Source organism: Agreia bicolorata (genome assembly GCF_000938265.1).
GTDB lineage: Bacteria > Actinomycetota > Actinomycetes > Actinomycetales > Microbacteriaceae > Agreia > Agreia bicolorata.
The window spans coordinates 294266-315816 of record NZ_JYFC01000001.1 but is presented as its reverse complement, the minus strand read 5'-3'; the positions used below and the strand labels follow the sequence as shown (position 1 = coordinate 315816).

Genomic DNA, 21551 nt, shown 5'->3' with positions numbered 1-21551 from the left:
CTAGGACGCCTGTCGAGTCTCCGCTGCAGCGCGAGGCCACCGCCGGGAGATCCAGAGCACCCCGGCCGCGGTCAGGCCGATCACCGCGGCGATCAGAACCACGTAGAACGCGACCGACACGTAGCCCTGGGGTGAGGTGTTCGGGTTGAGGAACGGATACGGGTACCAGTAGTCGGTCGAGGCGACCTGGTCGACGACGAAGGGAGCGCGCACGAGGGTGTAGACCACCCAGGCCAGGGGATAGATCAGAACGATTCCGATTCGTCGAGCTCCGAGCGGCCGGCGACCGGGCGCGAGGATCCAGTCGATCAGAAGGTAGGCGGGAGCGACGGCGTGCAGGATCTCGTTGGACCATTCGAGCGTCGCGCCCTGGGGAAGCTCGATGCCGCGCAGAAGCAGGTTGTAGACGATGCCGGTGACGACCATGTACGTCACGACCGCGGCGCGGGTCACCTGGAACCACTCGGGGTCGGCGCCGCGTCGAGCGATGAGGACGTATGCGCCGATGGCGAGAACGACGATCGCGGCGATGTTCGACTCGATGGTGAAGAAGCTGAAGAAATTCACGATGTTGCTGCCGACGTTCGTGACGTCTCTCGACGACCAGAAGGCCAGGCTCGTGATCAGCTGCCCGACGATGGCGGCGATGATGGCGACGGCCACGACTGTGCGCAGAACCGCGAAGAGGATCCTCATGCCGGTGTCATCTCCTTCGACGCGACCGCGCTGTGCTTTCCAGAAAGCTCCGTGCGCTCCGGGGGAGCTGTGTGCCCTCGACTGGATTTGAACCAGCGACCTATTCCTTCGGAGGGCCTGCGAAAGAACGTTATCCATGGTAGCTCCCTGAGCGCCAATATGCCTCGTCGACTTTGGCGTAACCCTATCCCCCTCTGTCATCACGGCTCCCACGAGCCTGGCGACCTTGTGTATTCTCCCCGCAAGAACCGCCAGATGCCGACGATGGGGCTCGCTGTCGTGAATTCGGCGGGCTTGGCATGGGTCATGGTCGGATCACGGCTGCCCCTGCACGATTCCGAAGGGCCACGAGCACTTCTATTTGAAGCGATTGAGAACGACGGCGTCAGCTTGGGGCTTTGCGCCGAAGTCGAACTGGCTAGTCGTCTTTGTAGACCCGATCCATCGCCACTGAGATTCGGAATACTTCAGCTTGGGGGATGGCATCGCCGCGAACGTAGGCTGCAACAATCTCACGGACCGCGTTGAGGACAATTATCTTCTCTGCGTCGTGGAGTTTGTCGAGCGCCGACCCAATAGCGAAGACTGAAATTCCGTCTTGAACGGCTCCGCGGGTGGCGGCATCAGGAATCCAGTGGACAGCGTTGTTGATGCCGCGAATCTGCTCGGTGGTCATCCACTTGAGCCATCCATCCGTCGTTGCCCCACGAGGTTGCGAGATTGCGTCGTTGAGCGTGTCGAGAATCTGTTCTACGCGTTCCCGGGCCTCGAGCCGGGAGGCATCCTCGCGCAAACGCATGTAGTTCATCGCTTCCCGCTTGGCCGCACGTCTGTCTGCCTGCCAGTTTGTGAGCCAAGTAACAATCAGCGTGAGAAGGCTACCTGCGGCGATCGGAGTAAGGGCATTCAAGATTTGATCGCTCACAACGCGACTGTATCTGAAAGCCAACCGTGGCCCCTCGCACCGATCATGCGGCCTGTCTCGACGAATTTCGAGGTCGTGTCGCCAGTTCACCGTTGGAGAAATCGTTGCGGCTTCCGCCGGTTCCGATCGCTGGCGGTTAGTTCAGGGTCCCGATGCTGGCCCCGGGCTGCGCTCACAGTTCCGAACTCGCGGCAAGGAGCCAAGGGGTATGAGCCACCTGTCGGAGTCTGCATCTCGGTTTCCCCGGCACGGAGACATAGGCAGGTTTAGCACTTCCGAGACTGACTACATCTGGATAATCCACGCGTGGATTCTCCACGTCTTAGGTATCAAAATATCCATCAATAGTGGTCACTAGACAATTCCTCGATGACACGCCTCAGAAGGGGGTCTTCCACCAGCACCTATGTCACAACCATGAGCAGCTTCGTGTACTGGTAGGCGTGTCATCGAGGAATTGTCTAAGCACCATCATGAATCGTCGACGCTATCTCAGGGACTGATGGCGTCGGGTCGGCAGGTTCATCATACGAAGGTTGATTCAGCGTGCGTGGCCGCTCGCTAGTAAACAGGGAGCGAGAGGAGGTTGTCAGACTGGGTTCCGTCCGCCCTCGTCCGCAGGTACGGAACGTTTGATTCCACCACGTCGACGAATGCGGATGAACCGCCTCCGCTCACATAAACCGTCGAAGGATTTTGGCGGACGTATGCAACCCCCTGGAGTTTGGTCATCCATTGAGAAGTCTCGCCGTTTCGACCTTGGAAATAGTAGTCAGTGATGGTGTCCAGACGCGGAGGTTGCTGCGCAACCTGAATACCTATGATCTCGTACACACAAAGCCCCCAAGCTTCAGAAACGCTACATTAAGTTTTGATTAGCCTGACAGTTGTGGACCGAATTGCCAAGCCTTTGTAGCCGGAAGTTCCTGAGGAGGATCTCGCCGGTGTCGATTGACACAGACGAAGAACGCGGCTGCATCCGAGCATGGACGAGTGAGGCTGGGTTGGACGTCCTACAGACCATGCTTGATCCAGAGCGTCGCTGGGCCACAGCCGGGGCGAGTCTGTTTGTCTTCGACGGCGGCGAAGCGGAAGTGGGTTGACTATTCGGCGCCGTCCACTGAGTAGCGTCTTATGCAAAGCGAAGACGGACCGACGTGCCGGACGCGATGCTGGTTGGCAGTGGCGCCGCTCTTGGCTGAGCGGCCGATTCAGCAGTGTTTCAAAAATGGGGAATCTGGTATGCCTCCGGGGGAGCTGTGTGCCCTCGACTGGATTTGAACCAGCGACCTATTCCTTCGGAGGGAAGCGCTCTTCCGCTGAGCTACGAGGGCGTACTCCAGAAAACCTACCAGAAGCGGCACATCGCGGCGCGCCCGATTGGCGGCTCGCGGTGGCCGCGCACGCAACATGATCTCGAAACATTCGGATGGCATGATGCATCCCATGAAGCGCTCCGTCTCAGCCCACATCGCCGTTCGTATCGACAGCCCCGTGACGATGGTCTTCGCCGCGTCGGTCGCCGAAGGCATCACTAGGGAGGTTGAGACCCTCGACTTCCGCTACGGCGACAGCAGCATTACTCCGGTGGAGATCAGCGATCTGCACGGCACGCGGCTGCACCAGTTCACGGTGGGTGCGGGAACCCTGACCATGGACTACTGGGCGACAGTGACGGGGGAGGCGGTGCCGGCCGCCATCACGGCGCTCGACCGCATCACCTATCTCAAGCCGAGTCGGTACTGCGAGTCCGACATCCTGCTTCCCACTGCCGTCTCCGAGTTCGCTGGTTTGAAAGGCCGGGCGCTGCTCGACGGCGTCAGCTCATGGGTCGGCGACAAGCTGAGCTACGTTCCGGGCTCGAGCCTGCCCACCGACGGAGCGGTTCGAACGCTGCTCGCCAGGCAGGGAGTCTGCCGTGACTATGCGCACCTCGTCGTGGCTCTGCTCCGCGCACTCGACGTGCCCGCGCGACTTGTGGCCGTGTACGCGCCGGGGCTCGATCCCATGGACTTCCACGCCGTGGCCGAGGCATTCGTCGACGGCGCCTGGCACATCGTGGATGCGACGGCCCTGGCCCCGAGGCAGAGTCTCGTGCGTATCTCCACGGGACGCGACGCGGCCGACACCGCGTTTCTCACGAACCACGACGGCCTCCTGACTCTGACCGAGCTCGAGGTGACGGCGACCGTCGACGAGCTGCCGACCGACGACGTGACCCAGCTGGTGCAGTTGCGCTGACGCCGATCAGGGGCTCCGGGGCACGACGGTGGGTGCGGGCCGAACGGTAAGATCGACGCTCGTGACTCCCGAACAGCTCTCCCTCGCCCTCTTCGATATCGTGACCGCCCGCATCGAGCGGCGCCGCGCCGCCGGAGAGGCCGTTCCCGACGGTGCCGTCACGATCGCCGATCTCGCTCTGGAGCGACCGCGAAACCGCGACCACGGAGACTGGGCATCGAATGTGGCCATGAAGTTCGCTGGGCGCCTCGGCACGAACCCTCGCGCATTCGCCGCAGAGATCACGCCCGAGATCGAGGCGATCCCCGGTGTGGCGTCGGTGGATGTCGCGGGTCCGGGATTCATCAACATCACGCTCGACGTCGCGGCCGCTGCCGAGATCGCTCGGCAGATCGTCGATGCGGGCGACGCATACGGACATAACGACTCCCTGGCGGGGCTCTCGGTGAACATGGAGTTCGTCTCGGCGAACCCGACGGGGCCGCTGCACCTCGGCCACACCCGGTGGGCCGCACTCGGCGACGCGATCGCCCGCGTGCTGCGCGCATCCGGTGCCGTGGTCGCGACCGAGTACTACATCAACGACGCCGGCAATCAGATGGACAACTTCGGCCTGTCGATCCTGGCGGCCGCCAAGGGCGAGCCGATGCCGGAGAAGGGGTACCCCGGCGCCTATATCGGCGAACTCGCGAAGCACGTGCTCGAGAGCGCGCCGAACCTGCTCGAGCTTCCGCTCGATGAGGCCGTGGCGCTCGCGCGCGATCTCGGCTACCTCAAGCAGCTCGAAGAGATCAAAGACTCGCTCGAACGTTTCCACGTTCACTTCGACGTTTTCTTCTCCGAGCGCACGCTGCACGCGGTCGACCCGACCACCGGGCGCAGCCTCATCGACGACGCGGCTGACAGGCTGCGCGCCCAGGGCCACGTGTTCGAGGCGGATGACGCCGTGTGGGTGCGAACCACCGATTTCGGCGACGACAAAGACCGGGTGCTCACGCGCGGCAACGGCGTTGTCACCTACTTCGCGGCCGACGCCGCCTACTACCTCAGCAAGAAGGACCGCGGCTTCACCGAGAAGATCTATCTTCTGGGCGCAGACCACCACGGCTACGTCGGCCGACTCAAGGCCCTGGCCGCCGCCGCTGGCGACGACCCGAACGTGAACATCTCGGTGCTGATCGGCCAGCTGGTGAACCTCAACGGAGCCAAGCTCTCGAAGCGTGCCGGCAACATCATCGAACTCGATGACCTGCTGGAGTGGGTCGGTGCCGATGCGCTGCGCTACTCGCTCGCTCGGTATCCCGCGGATTCGCCGCTGTCACTCGACGGTGACGTGCTGCGGTCGAAGACCAACGACAACCCGGTCTTCTACGTGCAGTACGCCCATTCGCGCACCCGTTCGGTTGCACGTAATGCCGCCGCGGCCGGTGTGGAGCGCTCCGCCTTCGACCCGTCGTTGCTTTCGCACGAGTCCGAGACCGAGCTGCTCGGATCGCTTCAGGAGTTTCCGCGGATCGTGCAGAAGTCCGCCGAACTGCGCGAGCCGCATCGCATTGCGCGCTACCTCGAAGAGGTCGCCGGTCACTACCACCGCTGGTATTCGCAGGCACGCGTGCTGCCTTTGGGCGAGGAGCCCATCAGCGATCTGCACCGCACCCGTCTGTGGCTGAACGACGCGACGGGACAGGTCATCCGCAACGGACTCGACCTTCTGGGTGTCTCCGCTCCGGAACGGATGTAGCTGGTGTGGTGGGGGAGCCTATGACAGTCGGCGGAGAGAGTGCCGTGCCTCGCCGACGCAAGACCGGGATCTTCGTCGCGTTGTCGGTCGTGCTCGTTCTCATCGCTGCGATCGTCGTAGCAGACGTCGGACTGCGTGCGTATGCCGAGGAGAAGGCGAGCTCCGAGATGGCGTCGAGCCTGCCCGACACCGTCGACGGAAAGATCGACGTGAAGATCGGTGGTTTCTCGTTTCTGCAGCAGTATCTGTCGGGCAGCTTCGATCAGGTGACTCTCGATGCTCCCGGGCTCTCGGTGGACGGCGTCCCGGTCGATGCCCACGTCGTGGCTACGGGAGTTCCCACCGACCTGTCGAAACCGGTGGGAGCCGTGTCGGCACGCCTTACGCTCAGCGAAGACGCTGTGAACAGCGTCATCGAGGTTCCCGGCTCGGCCGCGTTGACGCTTGACAACCAAGCCGTGGGCTACGACGGCTCGATCACCCTCCTCGGGCTCAGCCTCCACTATCTGGTCACGGCGGGCGTGTCGGTCACCGCCGACTCCGTCGTGCTGACGCCCGAGACGGCCAAGCTGACCGCGGGTTCCGCCGTGGTCGACGCGTCGGGTGCGTTGAACGCGGTCCTCGACAGGTCGATTCCTCTCTGCGTCGCGAACTACCTGCCGCAGGGAGTCGAGCTGAAATCCCTGTCGATCGTCCCCGGCTCCGCCACGGTCACCCTCGGCGCATCCGATTTCACCGTCGACGAGGCGAGCCTTCGCACAGTGGGAACATGCCCGTGAGCGCGCCGTCGTCGGTCATTCACCGCGTCGCCGCTCCGGCAGACGGGCTCCGAGACCTCGAAGTCACCTCGGACGGCGCCGTGTGGTGCGCGCTCGCTGCGACCGGCGTCGTCGTGCGCGTGGCACCCGATGGTGAGCAGCGCAGGATTGCCCTCGGCGGCGAAACAGCCGAAGCCCACTCGATCGCCGCCGCGACACACGACTCCGTCTGGGTCACCGATCGGGCGTCCGATCGCATCCTGAGACTCGATTCCACCGGTGTCGTATGGTCGGCCACGGTCACTTTCGGCGCCGCACCCGCCGGCATCGTCGGGCAGCACGACGGCAGTGCGTGGTTCGTCGAAGAGCGAGCGGATGCCGTCGGCCACGTCGACATCCTGGGGCGGGTGACGGAATTCGATACGGGTGTGCCTGGCGGAGAACCCGCATCCATCGCATCGAACGGCTCATCCGTCTGGTTCGCTCTTCCCGGTGCTGGAGCGATCGCCCATGCCAGGGGCGGCGACTCACTGCCCTCTCTGGTGGAGTTCGACGACACGTCGGCTGCGCCGACGTCGGTGAGTATCGGTGACGACGGATGCCTCTGGTTCGCCGATCCCGCCCGTCGCGTCGTCGGCCGTGTCGGGCGCAGCGGTGCGATCACGGAGTTCGTTCTGCCCGAGCCCTTATGGCGTCCGGTGCGCGTCGCGTCCGACGCAGCGGACGGGTGCTGGTTCACGATCGACGGAGTCGACGCGATCGGCCACGTCGACGGCGAGGGTCGCGCTGCGATGATCGCTGTGCCCGGCGAGCGAGGCGCCCCGGTGGCTATTGCACTCTCCGCGGTCGGTGAGCTCTGGGTGGCTCTGGATTCCGGTGACCTCCTCTACATTGCCGACCCCGGAAGCCTCGCGGCAGACATCCAGTAGTATTCTGCTGTCGCCCTTCTGCGGGCGCGCGAAGGCTTCAGGAACCAATCCGGGTTCGCTCGCCCCCACCCGACCATTGGTCCCGTGCCGGGACGATCGATCGCACGTCAGGATCCTCCATGACCTCTGTCGCAAATCCGCTTGCCCCCGATTGGCTCTCTGTGCCCGTCGATGCGAACGCCCTCTCTCCGGCCGTGTGGCCATCGAGTGCGCTCCGCGATCAGCGCGGGGTGCTCTCCATCGGGGGAGTTCTCGCTCCCGATCTCGCCCGTCAGTACGGAACTCCGCTGTACATCCTCGACGAGGAGCACGTCCGCTCGCGGGCCCGCGAGACTCTTGCAGCCTTCTCATCGCAGTTCGAGCGCATCGGAACGCGGGCGAAGGTCTACTACGCAGGCAAGGCGTTTCTCAGCACGGCTGTGGCCCGCTGGGTCAGCGACGAAGGCCTCGGGGTCGACGTGTGTTCGGGCGGAGAGCTCGCCGTCGCGCTGGCCGGCGGAGTGGATGCCGCCCACATCGGCATGCACGGCAACAACAAGTCGGTCGATGAGATCGAGCGTGCCGTCGCCGCCGGGGTGGGAACGATCGTGATCGACAGCGAGATCGAGATCGAGCGCGTGGCGGATGCCGCGGCCCGGCTGGGCAAGGTGCAGGCGGTCAGACTGCGGGTCAATAGTGGAGTGCACGCCCACACGCACGACTTTCTCGCGACCGCCCACGAAGACCAGAAGTTCGGGTTCCCGCTCGAACGGGCCGAGGCGGCAGTGCGAACGATCCGTTCACATGCCGGCCTGACCTTTCTCGGGCTGCACTGCCACATCGGCTCGCAGATCTTCGGAGCCGACGGTTTCGCCGAATCGGCAGCGCGGCTTCTCTCGCTGCAGGCGAAGCTCCTCGAAGACGGCCCGGTGCCCGAACTCAATCTTGGGGGAGGATTCGGCATTGCGTACACGACGGCCGACGACCCGACGCCCATCGCCGAGCTGGCCGCCCGCATCGCCGACATCGTCGCTGCGGAGTGCGCGAAGCTCGGTATCGCTCTGCCCGTCGTCGCCTTCGAACCCGGGCGCACGATCGTCGGCGGCGCGGGAGTGACTCTGTACAGCGTGGGCACGATCAAAGACGTCGACGTCACTCTGCCCGACGAAGCGTCGGGAGAGACGGCCCTGCGGCGCTACGTGAGCGTCGACGGCGGCATGAGTGACAACGCCCGCCCGGCCCTCTACGGTGCCGACTATTCCGTGCGAATCGTGGACCGCGCATCCGATGCCGATGCTGCCCTCGTTCGCGTCGCAGGCAAGCACTGCGAATCAGGCGACATCGTCGTTTATGCCGACTATCTTCCGGGCGATGTGGCTCCCGGCGATCTGCTGGCCGTTCCCGCCACCGGGGCATACTGCTGGGCGCTGGCGAGCAACTACAACATCGTCGGTCGCCCGCCCGTCGTGGCCGTCGCCAACGGCGAGGCGCGCCTCCTCATCCGGGGTGAGACCGAGCACGACCTTCTTGCACGCGACACGGGTGTCGCATCCGACGAATCAGGAGCATCATGATCGCCTACCGCAACCTCCGAGTAGCCCTGCTGGGAGCCGGTTCCGTCGGTGCCCAGGTGGCGACGTTGCTCACCGAACACCACGACGAACTCGCGTCGCGAGTCGGTGCCGGCCTCGACCTCATCGGAATCGCGGTGCGCGATGTCGACGCCCCCCGCACGGCACCCATCGACCCCGCTCTTTTCACGACCGATGCGATGGGTCTGATCGAATCGGCCGACATCGTGATCGAGCTGATGGGCGGTATCGAGCCCGCGCGCAGCTACATTCTGCACGCCCTCAATTCGGGCGCCGACGTCGTCACCGGCAACAAAGCCCTGCTGGCGGCTCACGGACCCGAGCTGCAGGCCGCCGCGGAGCAGGTGGGCGCCCAGGTCTATTACGAGGCAGCGGTCGCGGGTGCCATTCCCATCATCCGCCCGCTTCGCGAGTCTCTCGCCGGAGACCGGGTCAAGCGCATCCTGGGCATCGTCAACGGCACGACGAACTTCATTCTCGACAAGATGGATGTCGAGGGCGACACGTTCGAGAACGCCCTGGCCGTCGCTACAGAGCTCGGGTATGCCGAAGCCGACCCCACCGCCGACATCGAAGGCTACGACGCCGCGCAGAAGGCGGCGATTCTCGCGCGCCTCGCGTTCCACACGGAGGTTCCGGTCGAGGCGGTTCACCGCGAGGGCATCACGCAGATCACCGCTGCTCAGGTGAGTCAGGCCCAGAAGGCCGGCTATGTGGTGAAGCTGCTGGCCATCTGCGAACGCATCACAGACCCTGCCTCCGGCGTCGACGGCGTATCGGCTCGGGTCTATCCTGCACTGATCCCTCGCCGGCATCCGCTGGCCACCGTGCACGGCGGCAAGAATGCCGTGTTCGTCGAGGCCGAGGCCGCCGGCGACCTGATGTTCTACGGTGCCGGGGCCGGCGGAATCGAGACCGCGTCCGCGGTGCTCGGCGACGTGGTCTCCGCCGCACGTCGCCACGTCGCCGGTGGACCCGGCGTCGCAGAGACGACGCACGCGAACCTCACGATCCTTCCGATCGACAGCGTCAGCACCCGCTACCAGATCACACTCGAGGTGTCGGATGCTCCGGGTGTTCTCGCGCGCATCGCCTCGCTGTTCAGCGAGCACGGCGTTTCTGTCGAGGCGGTGCAGCAGTCGATCGCTTCGGTGGAGTCCGGAACATCGGAGTCCTCCGGCACCGCTACCCTTGTCATTGTCACGCACGTGGCCAGCGAGCGCGCACTGTCGCGTACGGTGGCCGACATCGCAGACCAGCAGGTCGTCGTGCGGGTCGAATCCGTCTTGAGAGTTGAAGGAGCATAATCCCGTGAGCACCACACGAGCATCCCGTCAGTGGCGCGGAGTGCTGCACGAGTACGCGGACCGTCTCAACATCTCGGAGGCGACCCCCATCGTGACGCTCGGAGAGGGCGGCACGCCCCTCATCCCCGCACCCGCGCTGTCTGCTCGCACAGGCGCCCAGGTCTACGTGAAGTTCGAAGGAATGAACCCGACCGGCTCTTTCAAGGACCGCGGCATGACGATGGCCATCTCGAAGGCCGTCGAGCACGGCGCCAAGGCCGTCATCTGCGCCTCCACCGGCAACACCTCGGCCTCCGCAGCGGCCTACGCCACGCACGCCGGCATCACGGCGGCCGTTCTCGTTCCCGAGGGCAAGATCGCGCTCGGCAAGCTGAGCCAGGCCATCGCGCACAACGCGGAGCTGCTGCAGGTTCGAGGCAACTTCGACGACTGCCTCGACATCGCGCGCGATCTGGCAGAGAACTACCCGGTGCACCTCGTGAACTCGGTGAACCCCGACCGCATCGAAGGCCAGAAGACGGCTGCGTTCGAGGTCGTCGAGGTTCTGGGCGACGCTCCCGACTTCCACATCGTTCCTGTGGGCAACGCCGGCAACTACACGGCCTACTCGCGCGGATACTCCGAAGAACTCGTTCGCGGCGAGACCACGAAGCTGCCGCGCATGTTCGGCTTCCAGGCTTCGGGCAGCGCTCCGATCGTTCGCGGCGAGATCGTTCGCAACCCCGAGACGATCGCCTCGGCTATCCGCATCGGAAACCCGGCATCGTGGGAACTCGCCCTCGCTGCTCGTGAGGCCAACGACGGCTACTTCGGCGCCATCGACGACGATAAGATCCTCGAGGCATACCGCATCCTTTCGGCCGAGGTCGGAATCTTCGTCGAGCCCGCCTCCGCGATCAGCGTTGCAGGCCTGCTCGAGCGCGCCGACGCCGGAGTGATCGGAAAGGGAGCCGTTGTGGTTCTCACCGTGACGGGTCACGGTCTGAAAGACCCGCAGTGGGCGCTCAAGACCGCAGACGGCTCCGACGTGACGCCCACATCGGTGGCCGTCGACACCGACGAGATCGCCGGTGTGCTCGGTCTGTCGAAAGCCGACTCGTGAGCCTTGCCGGCCGCTCGGTGACCGTCAAGGTTCCGGCCACGACGGCGAACCTCGGCCCGGGATTCGACACCCTCGGTCTGGCCCTCGCGCTCTACGACGAACTGACGGTCACCGTGCGAGAACAGCCTGGAGCGACCGTGCAGGTCACGGGCGTCGGAGAGGGCGAGGTTCCCACCGACGAGTCCAATCTGGTGGTGCGAGCGATCGCCCACGCGTTTGCTGCCTACGACCAGCCCTTGCCGGGACTCGACCTCGTAGCGCACAACGTCATTCCGCACGGGCGCGGCCTCGGGTCGTCCGGTGCTGCCATCGTGTCGGGCATCATGGCAGCCAAGGGCCTGCTCGAAGGCATCGTCGAGATCGACGCGCTCGGTCTGCTCGCACTGGCTACGGAGATGGAAGGGCACCCCGACAACGTCGCGCCCTGTCTGTTCGGCGGACTCACCATCGCGTGGGTAACGGCGGAGGGGCCGCAGTTCAAGAAACTGATCGTTCACCGTGGCGTTTCTCCTCTTGTACTGGTTCCCCAGGCCACGATGTCGACCGCCCTCGCTCGCAGCCTGCAGCCCGAATCGGTGCCGCACGCCGACGCCATCTTCAATGTGTCGCGCTCGACGCTTCTGATCGCGGCGCTCATCCAGAGCCCTGAGCTCTTGCTGGCGGCGACGGAAGACCGTCTGCACCAGAACTACCGGGCCGAAGCCATGCCCGACACGTCGCGCCTCATCGGCCTCTTACGCGAGCAGGGCTTCCCGGCCGTCGTGTCTGGAGCCGGCCCGAGCATCCTGGTGCTGTGCAGTGATCCGGCCCAGCGTCTCGCCGCCGTCGAGCTCGTCGAGTCGGAGTCGGCCACACCGTGGAAGTCACTCGTTCTGGCTGTCGACTTCAAAGGTGCTACAGTGGTCACGCATCCGGTTGAAGCGGCTTGATCCAAGCTCGTACCCGGTAGCAATCTCACACTCATCGCTGCCCCGCGACTTACGCGTACTGGCTCAGCACCTCTCGCCCATACGCCTCGTACACGGACAGCTCTCTGCTTAGTACCGCCCCGGCTTCAGGTTCGGAGCGGACAGCAGTGGAAGGAAACCCCACACACGTGACTGACGTCAATCTCCGCGCTCCGGGCGCGGAAACCCCCACAGCTCTCACCGGCCTCAAGGTCGCTGAGCTCCAGGCCCTCGCCCAGTCCCTCGGCATCAACGGTGCCGCCAGACTCCGCAAGGGCGAACTGGTGCAGGCCATCACCGAGCGCCAGGCAGCCGACTCCGCCGCTCCCGCGGCGACCGCAGACGAGTCCGTCGTCTCCTCGCCTGCAGAGCCGTCGGCGGAGCAGCCGACCCTCGTCGAGGTTTCGGAGAACACAGAGACCTCAGACGGCACTATTGTCGATGCCGCCTTTGCCGACGCCTTCGTCGCAGCGCCGCTGAACGACATCGTTCCCGTCGACGAGGCCGTCGAGGTCGAGCGGCCGCAGACCGACACTTCTGCTCCGCGCAAGCGTGCCCCCCGCCGTGCCAAGTCTGTCGATGGCGCCGGCGCGGTCGAGTCGGAGACTCGCGTCTCGGCCGTATCGCACGTGAACGCCAAGAGCGACGAGCTCTCCGCTCTCCTCCCGCCCGTCACCCGCGGTCGCGCAGCAGATAAAGACGCTCGTGCTTCGGAGCCGCGCGCAACGGAGAATGCTCCGTCGAGCGACACCGATGAGTCGCGCTCGGAACTGCCCCGTGAGCAGGGCGGTCGCCAAGGCCGCAACCGCAACCGCAACCGTGATCGCGGTGGCAACCAAGACAGGCAGAGCACCCCCGAGCAGTCCGCCGACGCTGCGCAGAACACCGAGCGCTCGGGTGCTGCACGCGGTCAGGGCGATCGAGCCCAGAACGAGAACGGCCGCAACGGTCGCGTTCAGGACGAGAACGGCCAGAACGGTCGCGGCCAGAACGGTCGAAACCAGGTCGAGCGCCCTCAGAACGATCGCGCCCAGAACGATCGTGCCCAGAATGACCGCAGCGATTCGAACGGACCTGCTCTCGACGAAGACGGCCGTGCCGACCGCAGTGCGCGCAACCGCTACCGCGACCGCAAGCGTCGTGGACAGACGGGCAACGACGACCTCGAGCCCGAGATCAGCGAAGACGACGTTCTGATTCCTGTCGCCGGAATCCTCGACATCCTCGACAACTACGCATTCGTGCGCACGAGCGGCTACCTGCCGGGCAACAACGATGTCTACGTCTCGCTCGGACAGGTCAAGAAGTACAACCTGCGTAAGGGCGATGCGGTCGTCGGTTCGATCCGCCAGCCGCGCGAGGGCGACGGCAACGGACGCCAGAAGTACAACGCGATCGTCAAGATCGAGTCCATCAACGGGCTCCCCATCGACGAAGCGGCGAACCGGGTCGAGTTCAACAAGCTGACCCCGCTCTACCCTCAGGAGCGTCTGCGCCTCGAGACCGAGCCAGGCAAGCTGACGCAACGCATCATCGACCTTGTGGCCCCCATCGGCAAGGGCCAGCGCGGCCTGATCGTGGCGCCGCCGAAGGCCGGCAAGACGATCGTTCTGCAGCAGATCGCCAACGCCATCTCGACGAACAACCCCGAGGTTCACCTCATGGTCGTTCTCGTCGATGAGCGTCCCGAAGAGGTCACCGACATGCAGCGCACGGTCAAGGGAGAGGTCATCGCCTCGACCTTCGACCGTCCCGCCGAAGACCACACCACGGTCGCCGAGCTCGCCATCGAGCGCGCCAAGCGCCTGGTCGAACTGGGCCACGACGTCGTTGTGCTGCTCGACTCGATCACCCGCCTCGGGCGTGCGTACAACCTGGCTTCGCCGGCATCCGGCCGTATTCTCTCGGGCGGTGTCGACGCATCCGCTCTCTACCCGCCGAAGCGCTTCTTCGGTGCCGCGCGCAACATCGAGAACGGTGGATCGCTGACCATTCTGGCGACCGCGCTCGTCGAGACCGGATCGAAGATGGACGAGGTGATCTTCGAGGAGTTCAAGGGCACCGGCAACAGTGAGCTGCGCCTCTCGCGCCAGCTCGCCGACAAGCGCATCTTCCCGGCCGTCGATGTCAACGCATCCTCCACGCGCCGCGAAGAACTGCTGATGGGCGTCGACGAGACCAAGATCACGTGGAAGCTGCGTCGAGCCCTCGCCGGCGTCGACCAGCAGCAGGCGCTCGAGATCGTTCTGGGCCGTCTCAAGGAGACGACGTCGAACGTCGAGTTCCTTATGCAGGTGCAGAAGACGATGCCGGCTCCCGCGGGTCACAACGGACGCGACCTGGAGAAGTAGAACATGTTCGAGTCAGTTGAAACACTGCTGACCGAGCATGACGAGTTGCAGGAGCAGCTCGCCGATCCCGCGTTGCACTCGGATCCTGCCCGGTCTAAGAAGGTCAATCGCCGCTACGCGGAACTCAGTCGCATCATCGCGGCCTACCGTCAATGGCAGCAGCTCGAAAGCGACCTCGAGGCCGCTCAGGAGATGGCCGCCGAAGACGCCTCGTTCGCCGAAGAGGTCCCTGGAATCACGGCTGACCTCGCGGTCGCCGAGGAGAGGCTCCGACGCCTCCTGATTCCGCGTGACCCCAACGACGGTCGCGACGTGATCATGGAGATCAAGATGGGCGAGGGCGGGGCCGAATCGGCACTGTTCGCGGCCGATCTTCTGCGTATGTACCTGCACTACGCCGAGAGCAAGAAGTGGAAGACCGAGATCATCGAGCAGACCTCGAGCGATCTTGGCGGCATCAAAGATGTTCAGCTCGCGATCAAGGGTTCTTCGTCTGATCCGGCGCAGGGAGTCTGGGCGCATCTCAAGTACGAGGGCGGCGTTCACCGCGTGCAGCGCGTTCCCGCTACCGAGTCGCAGGGGCGCATTCACACGTCGGCCGCCGGCGTGCTCGTGTTCCCCGAGGTCGACGAGCCCGAAGAGGTGGAGATCAGCCCCAACGATCTCAAGATCGACGTCTATCGGTCCTCCGGGCCTGGCGGTCAGTCGGTCAACACGACCGACTCGGCCGTGCGCATCACCCACCTTCCCACCGGAATCGTGGTGGCGATGCAGAACGAGAAGAGCCAGCTGCAGAACCGTGAGGCCGGCATGCGTGTTCTGCGAGCCCGCGTGCTCGCGCGCCAGCAGGAGGAGATCGACGCGGCGGCATCCGTGGTTCGCAAGAGCCAGATCCGCACGATGGATCGGTCCGAGCGCATCCGCACGTACAACTTCCCAGAGAACCGCATCGCGGATCACCGCACGGGTTACAAGGCGTACAACCTCGACGGTGTGATGAACGGAGCCCTCGAGCCTGTCATCGAGTCGTGCATCGCTGCCGACGAGGAAGCTCGTCTGCAGGAGCTCGGGGGAGCGGCCGACTAATGAGCGCGGTCGTCCTCGAACCGACGGGAACGCTCCGGCCGCCCACGGTCAGAAGCCTCCTCGAGCACGGCATCGCCGTGCTCGCTCGCAGCGGCGTCGCAGATCCGCAGGTCGACGCCGAACTTCTCGTGGGCTTCGTGCTCGGAGCGAGCCGCGGCCAGGTTCAGGCAATGACGATCACCGACAAGACTCTCGGTGTCGAAGATGCAGTGGCCATCAGCGAGGCGATCGAGCGTCGCGCTGCGAGAGAGCCGCTTCAGCACATCACTGGTGTCGCCTGGTTCCGCAACCTCGAGCTCGAAGTCGGCCCTGGCGTCTTCGTGCCTCGGCCTGAGACCGAGTTCGTGGCCGGCCTGGCCATCGATTCCCTGCGTTCGATCGTCATCGATCCTCGGCGCGAGGATGGCCCCATCGCGGTCGACCTCGGAACGGGAAGCGGTGCGATCGCACTGTCGCTGGCGACGGAGGTTCCCCACGCGCAGATAGTTGCCGTCGAGAACAGCTCCGCCGCGTTCGTCTGGACCAAGCAGAACTTTCGCCGGGTCGATGCCCCGAACGCTCGTCTGGTCTTCATCGATCTGATCGACGCAGTGCCGGAGCTCGACGGCCGCGTGTCCGTCGTCGTCTCGAACCCGCCGTACATTCCTGCCCAGGCGATCCCTCGCGATCCCGAGGTTCGTCTCTTCGACCCCGAGCATGCGCTCTACGGTGGAGAAGACGGCCTCGACGTCGTCAGGAACGTGTCACGCACTGGTCTTCGGCTGCTGCATTCGGGAGGCGTGCTGGTGATCGAGCACGGCGAGCTGCAGGGCGCCGAGATAAGGCAACTACTGGATGCCGATGGCTGGCATGCCACCGCCACTCACCGCGACCTCACCGGACGAGACCGGGCCACCACCGCGCTGCGCTGATACCGCAGCTATGCTTGGTCGGCGGCATGCCACCGGGCACCGTCCCTCGAACATCAGGAGTGATCATGGAACCGATCAGCGCAACTATCGGAAGCCTCGTGCTGTTCGTCATCTTCGTGGCGACGGTGATCTCCATCGTGCGCAATCCGAACCACGGTTTCGTCGGCAAGCTGGTGTGGTTGATCGTGGTGCTTCTGACCTCTGTGATCGGTTCGATCCTCTGGCTGCTCTTCGGCCGTGGCAAGGTCACCCGGTAGAGCTTCGGCCAGACCGAAAGACATGTCGAGAGCCGACGCCGCGATCGAGGCGACCGTGCGCCGCGCTCCGCTGATCGGCGCCCTGACGGGTATCCGTGCCTTGGCCGCATTCTGGGTATTTCTTCGACACTTCCGCACAGAGATCGTCGACGCACTCGGACCTGGGCCATTCACGCAGTTCGTGATCCACCTCGCGTCGGCGGGGTATCTCGGAGTCGACCTCTTCTTCATCCTCAGCGGATTCATCCTGACCTACACCCACCTGACGACGATGACCAGTGCGTATACCTGGCGCACGGCAGTCGGATTCATCTGGCTGCGGCTGGCGCGCGTCTGGCCGCTCACGGCCTTCGTGCTCATGCTGTTCGGGGCATATTTCATCTTCCAAGCCTTCTCGTCGGGCGACCCCTCGTTCCTGGCTCAGGCCGATCCCGGGCGACTGCTGCTGCACCTCACTCTGCTCAACGGCTGGTTCCCGTCGACGCTCGACTGGAATGGTGTCGACTGGTCGGTCAGTGCGGAGTGGATGGCGTATCTCACCTTCGCCGTCGGAGTCGTCGCGCTCGCTCGATTCGCGGCCGTCGCATCCCGACGTGTCATGGTCACGGTGATCGTGCTGCTGATGCTGCCCGTGCTTGTCGTGGGACTCAGCATGCAGGACGACACGATCTTCCTCTTCGCGAATGACAGCTACGTGACGGCAGCAGGTGTTCTGCCTATTCGGGTTCTCGGCGAGTTCTGGATCGGCGCCGTGCTGTGTCTGCTTCTGCGCCGATACCTCAGCGAGACGCCCGAACCGCAGAATGTCGGGGGAGTGCGGCGCATGCCTCTTGCCACGCTGGCCGCGGCCGCCTCAGTGGCCGTTCTTCTGGTCGTGGCCTACCACGACCCGCTGCACAACATACGGGCTGGTCAGGAGGAGTTCCACAACGGCATCGACATGATCGCGCCCGCCGAATCGATCATCGTGCTTCCCCTGCTCGTGCTCCTGATCGCCTGCCTTGCGATCTGCCCGCGCGATCCGCTCTCCAGGCTGCTTGCGACGAGGCCGTTTCTCTTGGCCGGACGAGCGTCGTTCGCCTTCTATCTGGTGCATCCCCTCATCATCGGAGCGGGACTCCTCGCCGCGTCGAGGCTTCACGCCGACTCAGGGCCGCCGCTGCTCGCAATGGGCCTCGCCACAGCTGCAGCCGCATGGCTCAGCGCCTGGATACTGTGGCGATTCATCGAGGAGCCGTCTCGCAAACTCCTGCGCCGCATGCTTCCCCCGAGCGTCGTTGTCTGAATGCTCAGGGCCCACCGACTATCATTGGGGTCGATATGGCTGCCCTCTATGACTGCTCGGTTCCGTCTGAGCTCCTGACAGGGATGCGACTGGCCCGTGCCGCTATCGGCCGCGGCGCTCTCGTCGTGATCCCGACAGATACGGTGTACGGCATCGCGGCCGATGCGTTCAACCCGGCTGCGGTTCAGGCATTGCTCGATGCCAAAGGTCGTACTCGCAGCTCACCGCCTCCCGTTCTCGTGCCAGGAGTCGCCACCCTCGATGCCCTCGCCGAGACGGTGAGCCAGCCCGTGCGCGACCTGGTCGATGCATTCTGGCCCGGCGGGCTCACGATCATCGTTCCTGCACGGTCTTCGCTCGCGTGGGACCTCGGCGACACCCGCGGCACCGTCGCGCTGCGCCAGCCGTCCGACCCCATCGCCCTCGAACTGCTCACCGAGGTAGGCCCCTTGGCGGTGTCGTCGGCGAATCTCACCGGCGAGCCTGCCGCAACCACGGCATCCCTCGCACGTGAAAGTCTCGGCGACAGCGTCGACGTGTATCTCGACGGCGGCGCAACCGAAACGATCACATCGACGATCGTCGATGCGAGCACGTTCGGCGACGACGGCGCGATTCGAATCGTGCGTCACGGGGCGGTTTCGGAGGAGCAGCTACGGTCGATTCTGGGTGATGTGCTCTCGGTGCCCGACGAGCGACTGGGCGGCTGATCCGTGCGGATCTACCTGCTTGTCGCTGCGATCTCGGCCGTCGTCACCTTTGGGCTCGCGCTCATCGTGTACAAGCTGAGTCACCGGTTCAGGCTCTATCCCAAGATCCGCGAACGCGATGTGCACACCCGACCCACACCGCGGCTGGGCGGTGTCGCCATGTTCATCGGCATGGTCGTCGCCTTCGCCGTGGCCTCGCAGGTCGATGGATTCAGACTGGTCTTCGTCAACCCGGGACCGGTGTTCGCAATTCTGGGCGCGGCCCTGATCATCGTGGTGATCGGAGTGATCGACGACCTCATCGACCTCGACTGGACTATCAAGCTCGCGGGTCAGATCATCGCGGCGTGGCTTCTCGTCTGGCAGGGCGTCGCGATCGTCTCGCTTCCGATTGCGGGAACGCTCGCGGTCGGATCCGGCGTGATGTCGCTCATCATCAGCCTGTTCGCGGTCGTGCTGGTGATGAATGCCATCAACTTCATCGACGGCCTCGACGGGCTGGTGGCGGGAGTATGTCTCATCGCGAACGGCGTCTTCTTCCTTTACACCTTCCTGCTCATTCAGGAGGGGTCGGCTACCGACTACTTCAACCTCGCCGCGCTCATCTCCGCCATCCTGATCGGTGCGTGCGCGGGATTCCTGCCGCTCAACTGGCACCCGGCGAAGCTGTTCATGGGTGACGCGGGCGCCATGCTGGTCGGACTACTCATGGCCACCAGCGCCATCGCAGTCACCGGAGTCATCGACCCAGCGACACTGGGCCGGCGCGAACTGCTTCCCGCGTTCATTCCGATCCTGCTTCCCTTCGCCATCCTCGTGTTGCCGCTGCTCGACTTCGGGCTCGCCGTCTTTCGGCGCCTTCGTGCGGGCAAGAGCCCCTTCAGTGCAGACAGAAAGCATCTTCATCACCGGCTGCTCGACATGGGGCACTCGCACTTCCACGCGGTTCTCATCTTCTACGCATGGACGGCCGTCGTCTCGGTCGGCTGCCTGCTGTTCTTCCTCGTTCCGACCGGCTACGCAGTTGTGTTCCTGCTCGTCGGTCTGGTCGTGTGCACTGTCCTGACCCTGGCGCCTCTCAGTCGACGCAAGGTCGTCGAGGCCACGGCCCAGTCGACAGAGGTCGAGAGCCCCGAGGCGTCGATGGCTGCATCGCTCGACCCGCTCGATGCGGCGTCCGAATCAGTCTCACCCCCCGCCGAAACGAAAGGCGCCTAGCGTGTCGACCCCCACCCCCCGTGCCACCCCAGCCGCCTCTGGATCCTCCGCGCGGCCCGTCTTTATGCGCATCCTGAAATGGGGCGGCCTGCTCGCCCTGGCCATCGCGGTGATCGGGGGAGTGGTGGGTTTTCTCGTCGATGCCGAGCGAGGCCTGGTGAGCGCTCTCGTGGGAACGGCGATGGCCATCTTGTTCACCGGCCTGACCGCCGCGTCGATCCTCGTCGCCAACCGCTTCTCAGGAACGGATTTCTTCACCGCAATCTTCTTCGCTGTCGTGATGGGCGCGTGGATCGTGAAATTCGCGATCTTCCTCGTGCTCGTCTTCCTCCTGCGCGACCAGCCTTGGATCAATCCCGTGGTGATGTTCCTATGCATCATCGCTGGCGTGCTCGGCTCGCTCATCGTCGATGTCGTCGTGGTCGCTACATCCCGCATGAGCTATGCAAGCGACGTCACGCTGCCCGGCGAGTAAGAATATGTCCGATCCGGCACATTCGGCGCACCAATAGGCCTTCTCGATTGGTCAGGGGGGCCTAACTCTTGATAGGCTTCATCACGATCGTTCCGCTGCGTCACTAGGGTTGTCACCCAGAGGCAGCACACCCCATCATTCGTCGTCGCGAGAGTCTTGCTCCACGCCCCGAACCAGGAGATAGCGCTGTTAGCTAACGCTCTGAACTTGCTTGTGCCGTTGGCTGCCGATGATGGTCAATTCCACGGTCCGTCCATCGAGGAATTTTTCCCAGAAGTCATCTTCTTCCCCGGTACCCCTTTCGAGATCAACCGGGTCATTCTGATCCGCTTCATCGCCGTCGCCGCGATCCTGATTCTCTTCTGGCTCGGAACGCGCAAGATGAAGCTGGTTCCCACACGGGGCCAGAGCATCGCCGAGATGGCGCTCGACTTCGTTCGCGTCACGATCGCCGAAGACCTGCTGGGCAAAAAAGACGGCAAGCGATTCCTGCCGATTCTGACCACGATCTTCTTCATGGTTCTCGCTATGAACCTCACGGGCATCATTCCGTTCTTGAACCTCGCCGGAACGTCGGTCATCGGTGTGCCGCTGGTGCTCGCGGTGGTCGCCTACGTGACCTTCATCTACGCGGGTATCAAGAAGCATCCCGGCGCATTCTTCAAGAACGCTCTCTTCCCGCCCGGAGTGCCCAAGGGTCTCTACATCATCGTGACGCCGATCGAGCTCCTCTCTACGTTCGTTCTGCGTCCGGTCACGCTGACTCTCCGACTGCTCATGAACATGGTCGTCGGCCACCTTCTGCTGGTGCTGTTCTTCGGGGCCACCTGGTTCTTCTTCTTCACGGCCGGCGGCTGGTTCGCTCTCTTCGGTGTCGGAACGCTGGCCTTCGGCTTCGTGTTCACACTCTTCGAGATTCTCGTCGCCGTGCTTCAGGCTTACGTCTTCACCCTGCTCACCGCTGTCTACACCCAGCTCGCGCTGGCTGAGGAACACTAAACGAATTAGGCGCCCGCCTCGTTCGACATCACGGAAGGAAAC

20 protein-coding genes and 1 tRNA gene are annotated in these 21551 nt (G+C 64.4%); 17 read left to right on the top strand and 4 right to left on the bottom strand.

All coding sequences use genetic code 11. From position 1 onward, the window contains the following. From TZ00_RS01470 to TZ00_RS01460, 4 genes are all read right to left on the bottom strand, one after another. Entirely contained in the window at positions 1–696 is a 696-nt protein-coding gene (locus TZ00_RS01470; RefSeq protein WP_044438738.1) for a Pr6Pr family membrane protein, read from the bottom strand. Between the two features lie 418 nt (positions 697–1114). Beyond that, the gene (locus tag TZ00_RS01465; RefSeq protein ID WP_152631049.1) at positions 1115–1621 is read right to left on the bottom strand and encodes a hypothetical protein; all 507 of its coding nucleotides are present in this window, start codon (positions 1619–1621) and stop codon (positions 1115–1117) included. Positions 1622–2182: 561 nt separating this feature from the next. Further along, positions 2183–2455, bottom strand: a complete 273-nt coding sequence (locus TZ00_RS20555; RefSeq protein WP_084605836.1) for a DUF3892 domain-containing protein — start codon at positions 2453–2455, stop codon at positions 2183–2185. Between the two features lie 428 nt (positions 2456–2883). Next, positions 2884–2955, bottom strand: a tRNA-Arg gene (locus TZ00_RS01460). 112 nt (positions 2956–3067) lie between these two features. On the opposite strand from TZ00_RS01460, the gene TZ00_RS01455 reads away from it, so the two are divergent. From TZ00_RS01455 to atpB, 17 genes are all read left to right on the top strand, one after another. Next, entirely contained in the window at positions 3068–3862 is a 795-nt protein-coding gene (locus tag TZ00_RS01455) for a transglutaminase-like domain-containing protein (protein ID WP_044439274.1), read from the top strand. A gap of 61 nt (positions 3863–3923) precedes the next feature. Continuing rightward, on the top strand, positions 3924–5603 hold the full coding sequence (argS, locus tag TZ00_RS01450) for an arginine--tRNA ligase (RefSeq protein ID WP_044438735.1): 1680 nt from the start codon (positions 3924–3926) through the stop codon (positions 5601–5603). A 20-nt stretch (positions 5604–5623) separates the two neighbouring features. Continuing rightward, positions 5624–6382, top strand: coding sequence for an LmeA family phospholipid-binding protein (locus TZ00_RS01445; protein ID WP_044438733.1), 759 nt, complete (start codon positions 5624–5626; stop codon positions 6380–6382). Further along, entirely contained in the window at positions 6373–7290 is a 918-nt protein-coding gene (locus TZ00_RS01440; protein WP_044438732.1) for a Vgb family protein, read from the top strand. Before TZ00_RS01445 ends, TZ00_RS01440 begins: the two co-directional genes overlap by 10 nt. 119 nt (positions 7291–7409) lie before the next feature. Next, the gene (gene lysA / locus TZ00_RS01435) at positions 7410–8843 is read left to right on the top strand and encodes a diaminopimelate decarboxylase (RefSeq protein ID WP_044438731.1); all 1434 of its coding nucleotides are present in this window, start codon (positions 7410–7412) and stop codon (positions 8841–8843) included. Then, positions 8840–10168, top strand: a complete 1329-nt coding sequence (locus TZ00_RS01430) for a homoserine dehydrogenase (protein ID WP_044438730.1) — start codon at positions 8840–8842, stop codon at positions 10166–10168. Before lysA ends, TZ00_RS01430 begins: the two co-directional genes overlap by 4 nt. 4 nt (positions 10169–10172) lie before the next feature. Then, on the top strand, positions 10173–11270 hold the full coding sequence (thrC, locus tag TZ00_RS01425) for a threonine synthase (protein ID WP_044438728.1): 1098 nt from the start codon (positions 10173–10175) through the stop codon (positions 11268–11270). Beyond that, a complete protein-coding gene (gene thrB / locus TZ00_RS01420; RefSeq protein WP_044438726.1) occupies positions 11267–12199 on the top strand; it encodes a homoserine kinase in 933 nt (310 codons plus the stop codon). Before thrC ends, thrB begins: the two co-directional genes overlap by 4 nt. 167 nt (positions 12200–12366) lie before the next feature. After that, entirely contained in the window at positions 12367–14568 is a 2202-nt protein-coding gene (rho, locus tag TZ00_RS01415; protein WP_044438724.1) for a transcription termination factor Rho, read from the top strand. A 3-nt stretch (positions 14569–14571) separates the two neighbouring features. Beyond that, a complete protein-coding gene (gene prfA, locus TZ00_RS01410; protein WP_044438722.1) occupies positions 14572–15654 on the top strand; it encodes a peptide chain release factor 1 in 1083 nt (360 codons plus the stop codon). Further along, positions 15654–16565 carry a peptide chain release factor N(5)-glutamine methyltransferase gene (gene prmC / locus TZ00_RS01405; protein WP_044438720.1) on the top strand — a complete coding sequence of 304 codons (912 nt, stop codon included), beginning with the start codon at positions 15654–15656 and terminating at the stop codon, positions 16563–16565. Before prfA ends, prmC begins: the two co-directional genes overlap by 1 nt. Positions 16566–16630: 65 nt before the next feature. Continuing rightward, complete coding sequence (locus TZ00_RS01400; RefSeq protein WP_044438718.1) at positions 16631–16822, top strand: PLDc N-terminal domain-containing protein; 192 nt, start codon at positions 16631–16633, stop codon at positions 16820–16822. A 22-nt stretch (positions 16823–16844) separates the two neighbouring features. Continuing rightward, a complete protein-coding gene (locus TZ00_RS01395; protein WP_052521187.1) occupies positions 16845–18107 on the top strand; it encodes an acyltransferase family protein in 1263 nt (420 codons plus the stop codon). Between the two features lie 35 nt (positions 18108–18142). Continuing rightward, positions 18143–18817, top strand: a complete 675-nt coding sequence (locus tag TZ00_RS01390) for an L-threonylcarbamoyladenylate synthase (RefSeq protein ID WP_044438716.1) — start codon at positions 18143–18145, stop codon at positions 18815–18817. A gap of 3 nt (positions 18818–18820) precedes the next feature. Then, a complete protein-coding gene (locus TZ00_RS01385) occupies positions 18821–20035 on the top strand; it encodes an MraY family glycosyltransferase (protein ID WP_044438714.1) in 1215 nt (404 codons plus the stop codon). A 1-nt stretch (position 20036) separates the two neighbouring features. Next, positions 20037–20510, top strand: coding sequence for a Cg1360 family ATP-synthase-associated protein (locus tag TZ00_RS01380; RefSeq protein ID WP_052521186.1), 474 nt, complete (start codon positions 20037–20039; stop codon positions 20508–20510). 201 nt (positions 20511–20711) lie between these two features. Then, positions 20712–21509 carry a F0F1 ATP synthase subunit A gene (gene atpB / locus TZ00_RS01375; protein WP_044439272.1) on the top strand — a complete coding sequence of 266 codons (798 nt, stop codon included), beginning with the start codon at positions 20712–20714 and terminating at the stop codon, positions 21507–21509. Positions 21510–21551 lie beyond the last annotated feature (42 nt).

What these genes read in the sequence shown, in the direction of transcription:
- TZ00_RS01395 (WP_052521187.1), top strand. Translation starts at nt 16,845, where the DNA reads ATGTCGAGAGCCGACGCCGCGATCGAGGCGACCGTGCGCCGCGCTCCG.
- TZ00_RS01390 (WP_044438716.1), top strand. Translation starts at nt 18,143, where the DNA reads ATGGCTGCCCTCTATGACTGCTCGGTTCCGTCTGAGCTCCTGACAGGG.
- TZ00_RS01470 (WP_044438738.1), bottom strand. Translation starts at nt 696, where the DNA reads ATGAGGATCCTCTTCGCGGTTCTGCGCACAGTCGTGGCCGTCGCCATC.
- prmC (WP_044438720.1), top strand. Translation starts at nt 15,654, where the DNA reads ATGAGCGCGGTCGTCCTCGAACCGACGGGAACGCTCCGGCCGCCCACG.
- lysA (WP_044438731.1), top strand. Translation starts at nt 7,410, where the DNA reads ATGACCTCTGTCGCAAATCCGCTTGCCCCCGATTGGCTCTCTGTGCCC.
- TZ00_RS01455 (WP_044439274.1), top strand. Translation starts at nt 3,068, where the DNA reads ATGAAGCGCTCCGTCTCAGCCCACATCGCCGTTCGTATCGACAGCCCC.
- TZ00_RS01430 (WP_044438730.1), top strand. Translation starts at nt 8,840, where the DNA reads ATGATCGCCTACCGCAACCTCCGAGTAGCCCTGCTGGGAGCCGGTTCC.
- TZ00_RS01440 (WP_044438732.1), top strand. Translation starts at nt 6,373, where the DNA reads ATGCCCGTGAGCGCGCCGTCGTCGGTCATTCACCGCGTCGCCGCTCCG.
- TZ00_RS01445 (WP_044438733.1), top strand. Translation starts at nt 5,624, where the DNA reads ATGACAGTCGGCGGAGAGAGTGCCGTGCCTCGCCGACGCAAGACCGGG.
- prfA (WP_044438722.1), top strand. Translation starts at nt 14,572, where the DNA reads ATGTTCGAGTCAGTTGAAACACTGCTGACCGAGCATGACGAGTTGCAG.
- TZ00_RS01400 (WP_044438718.1), top strand. Translation starts at nt 16,631, where the DNA reads ATGGAACCGATCAGCGCAACTATCGGAAGCCTCGTGCTGTTCGTCATC.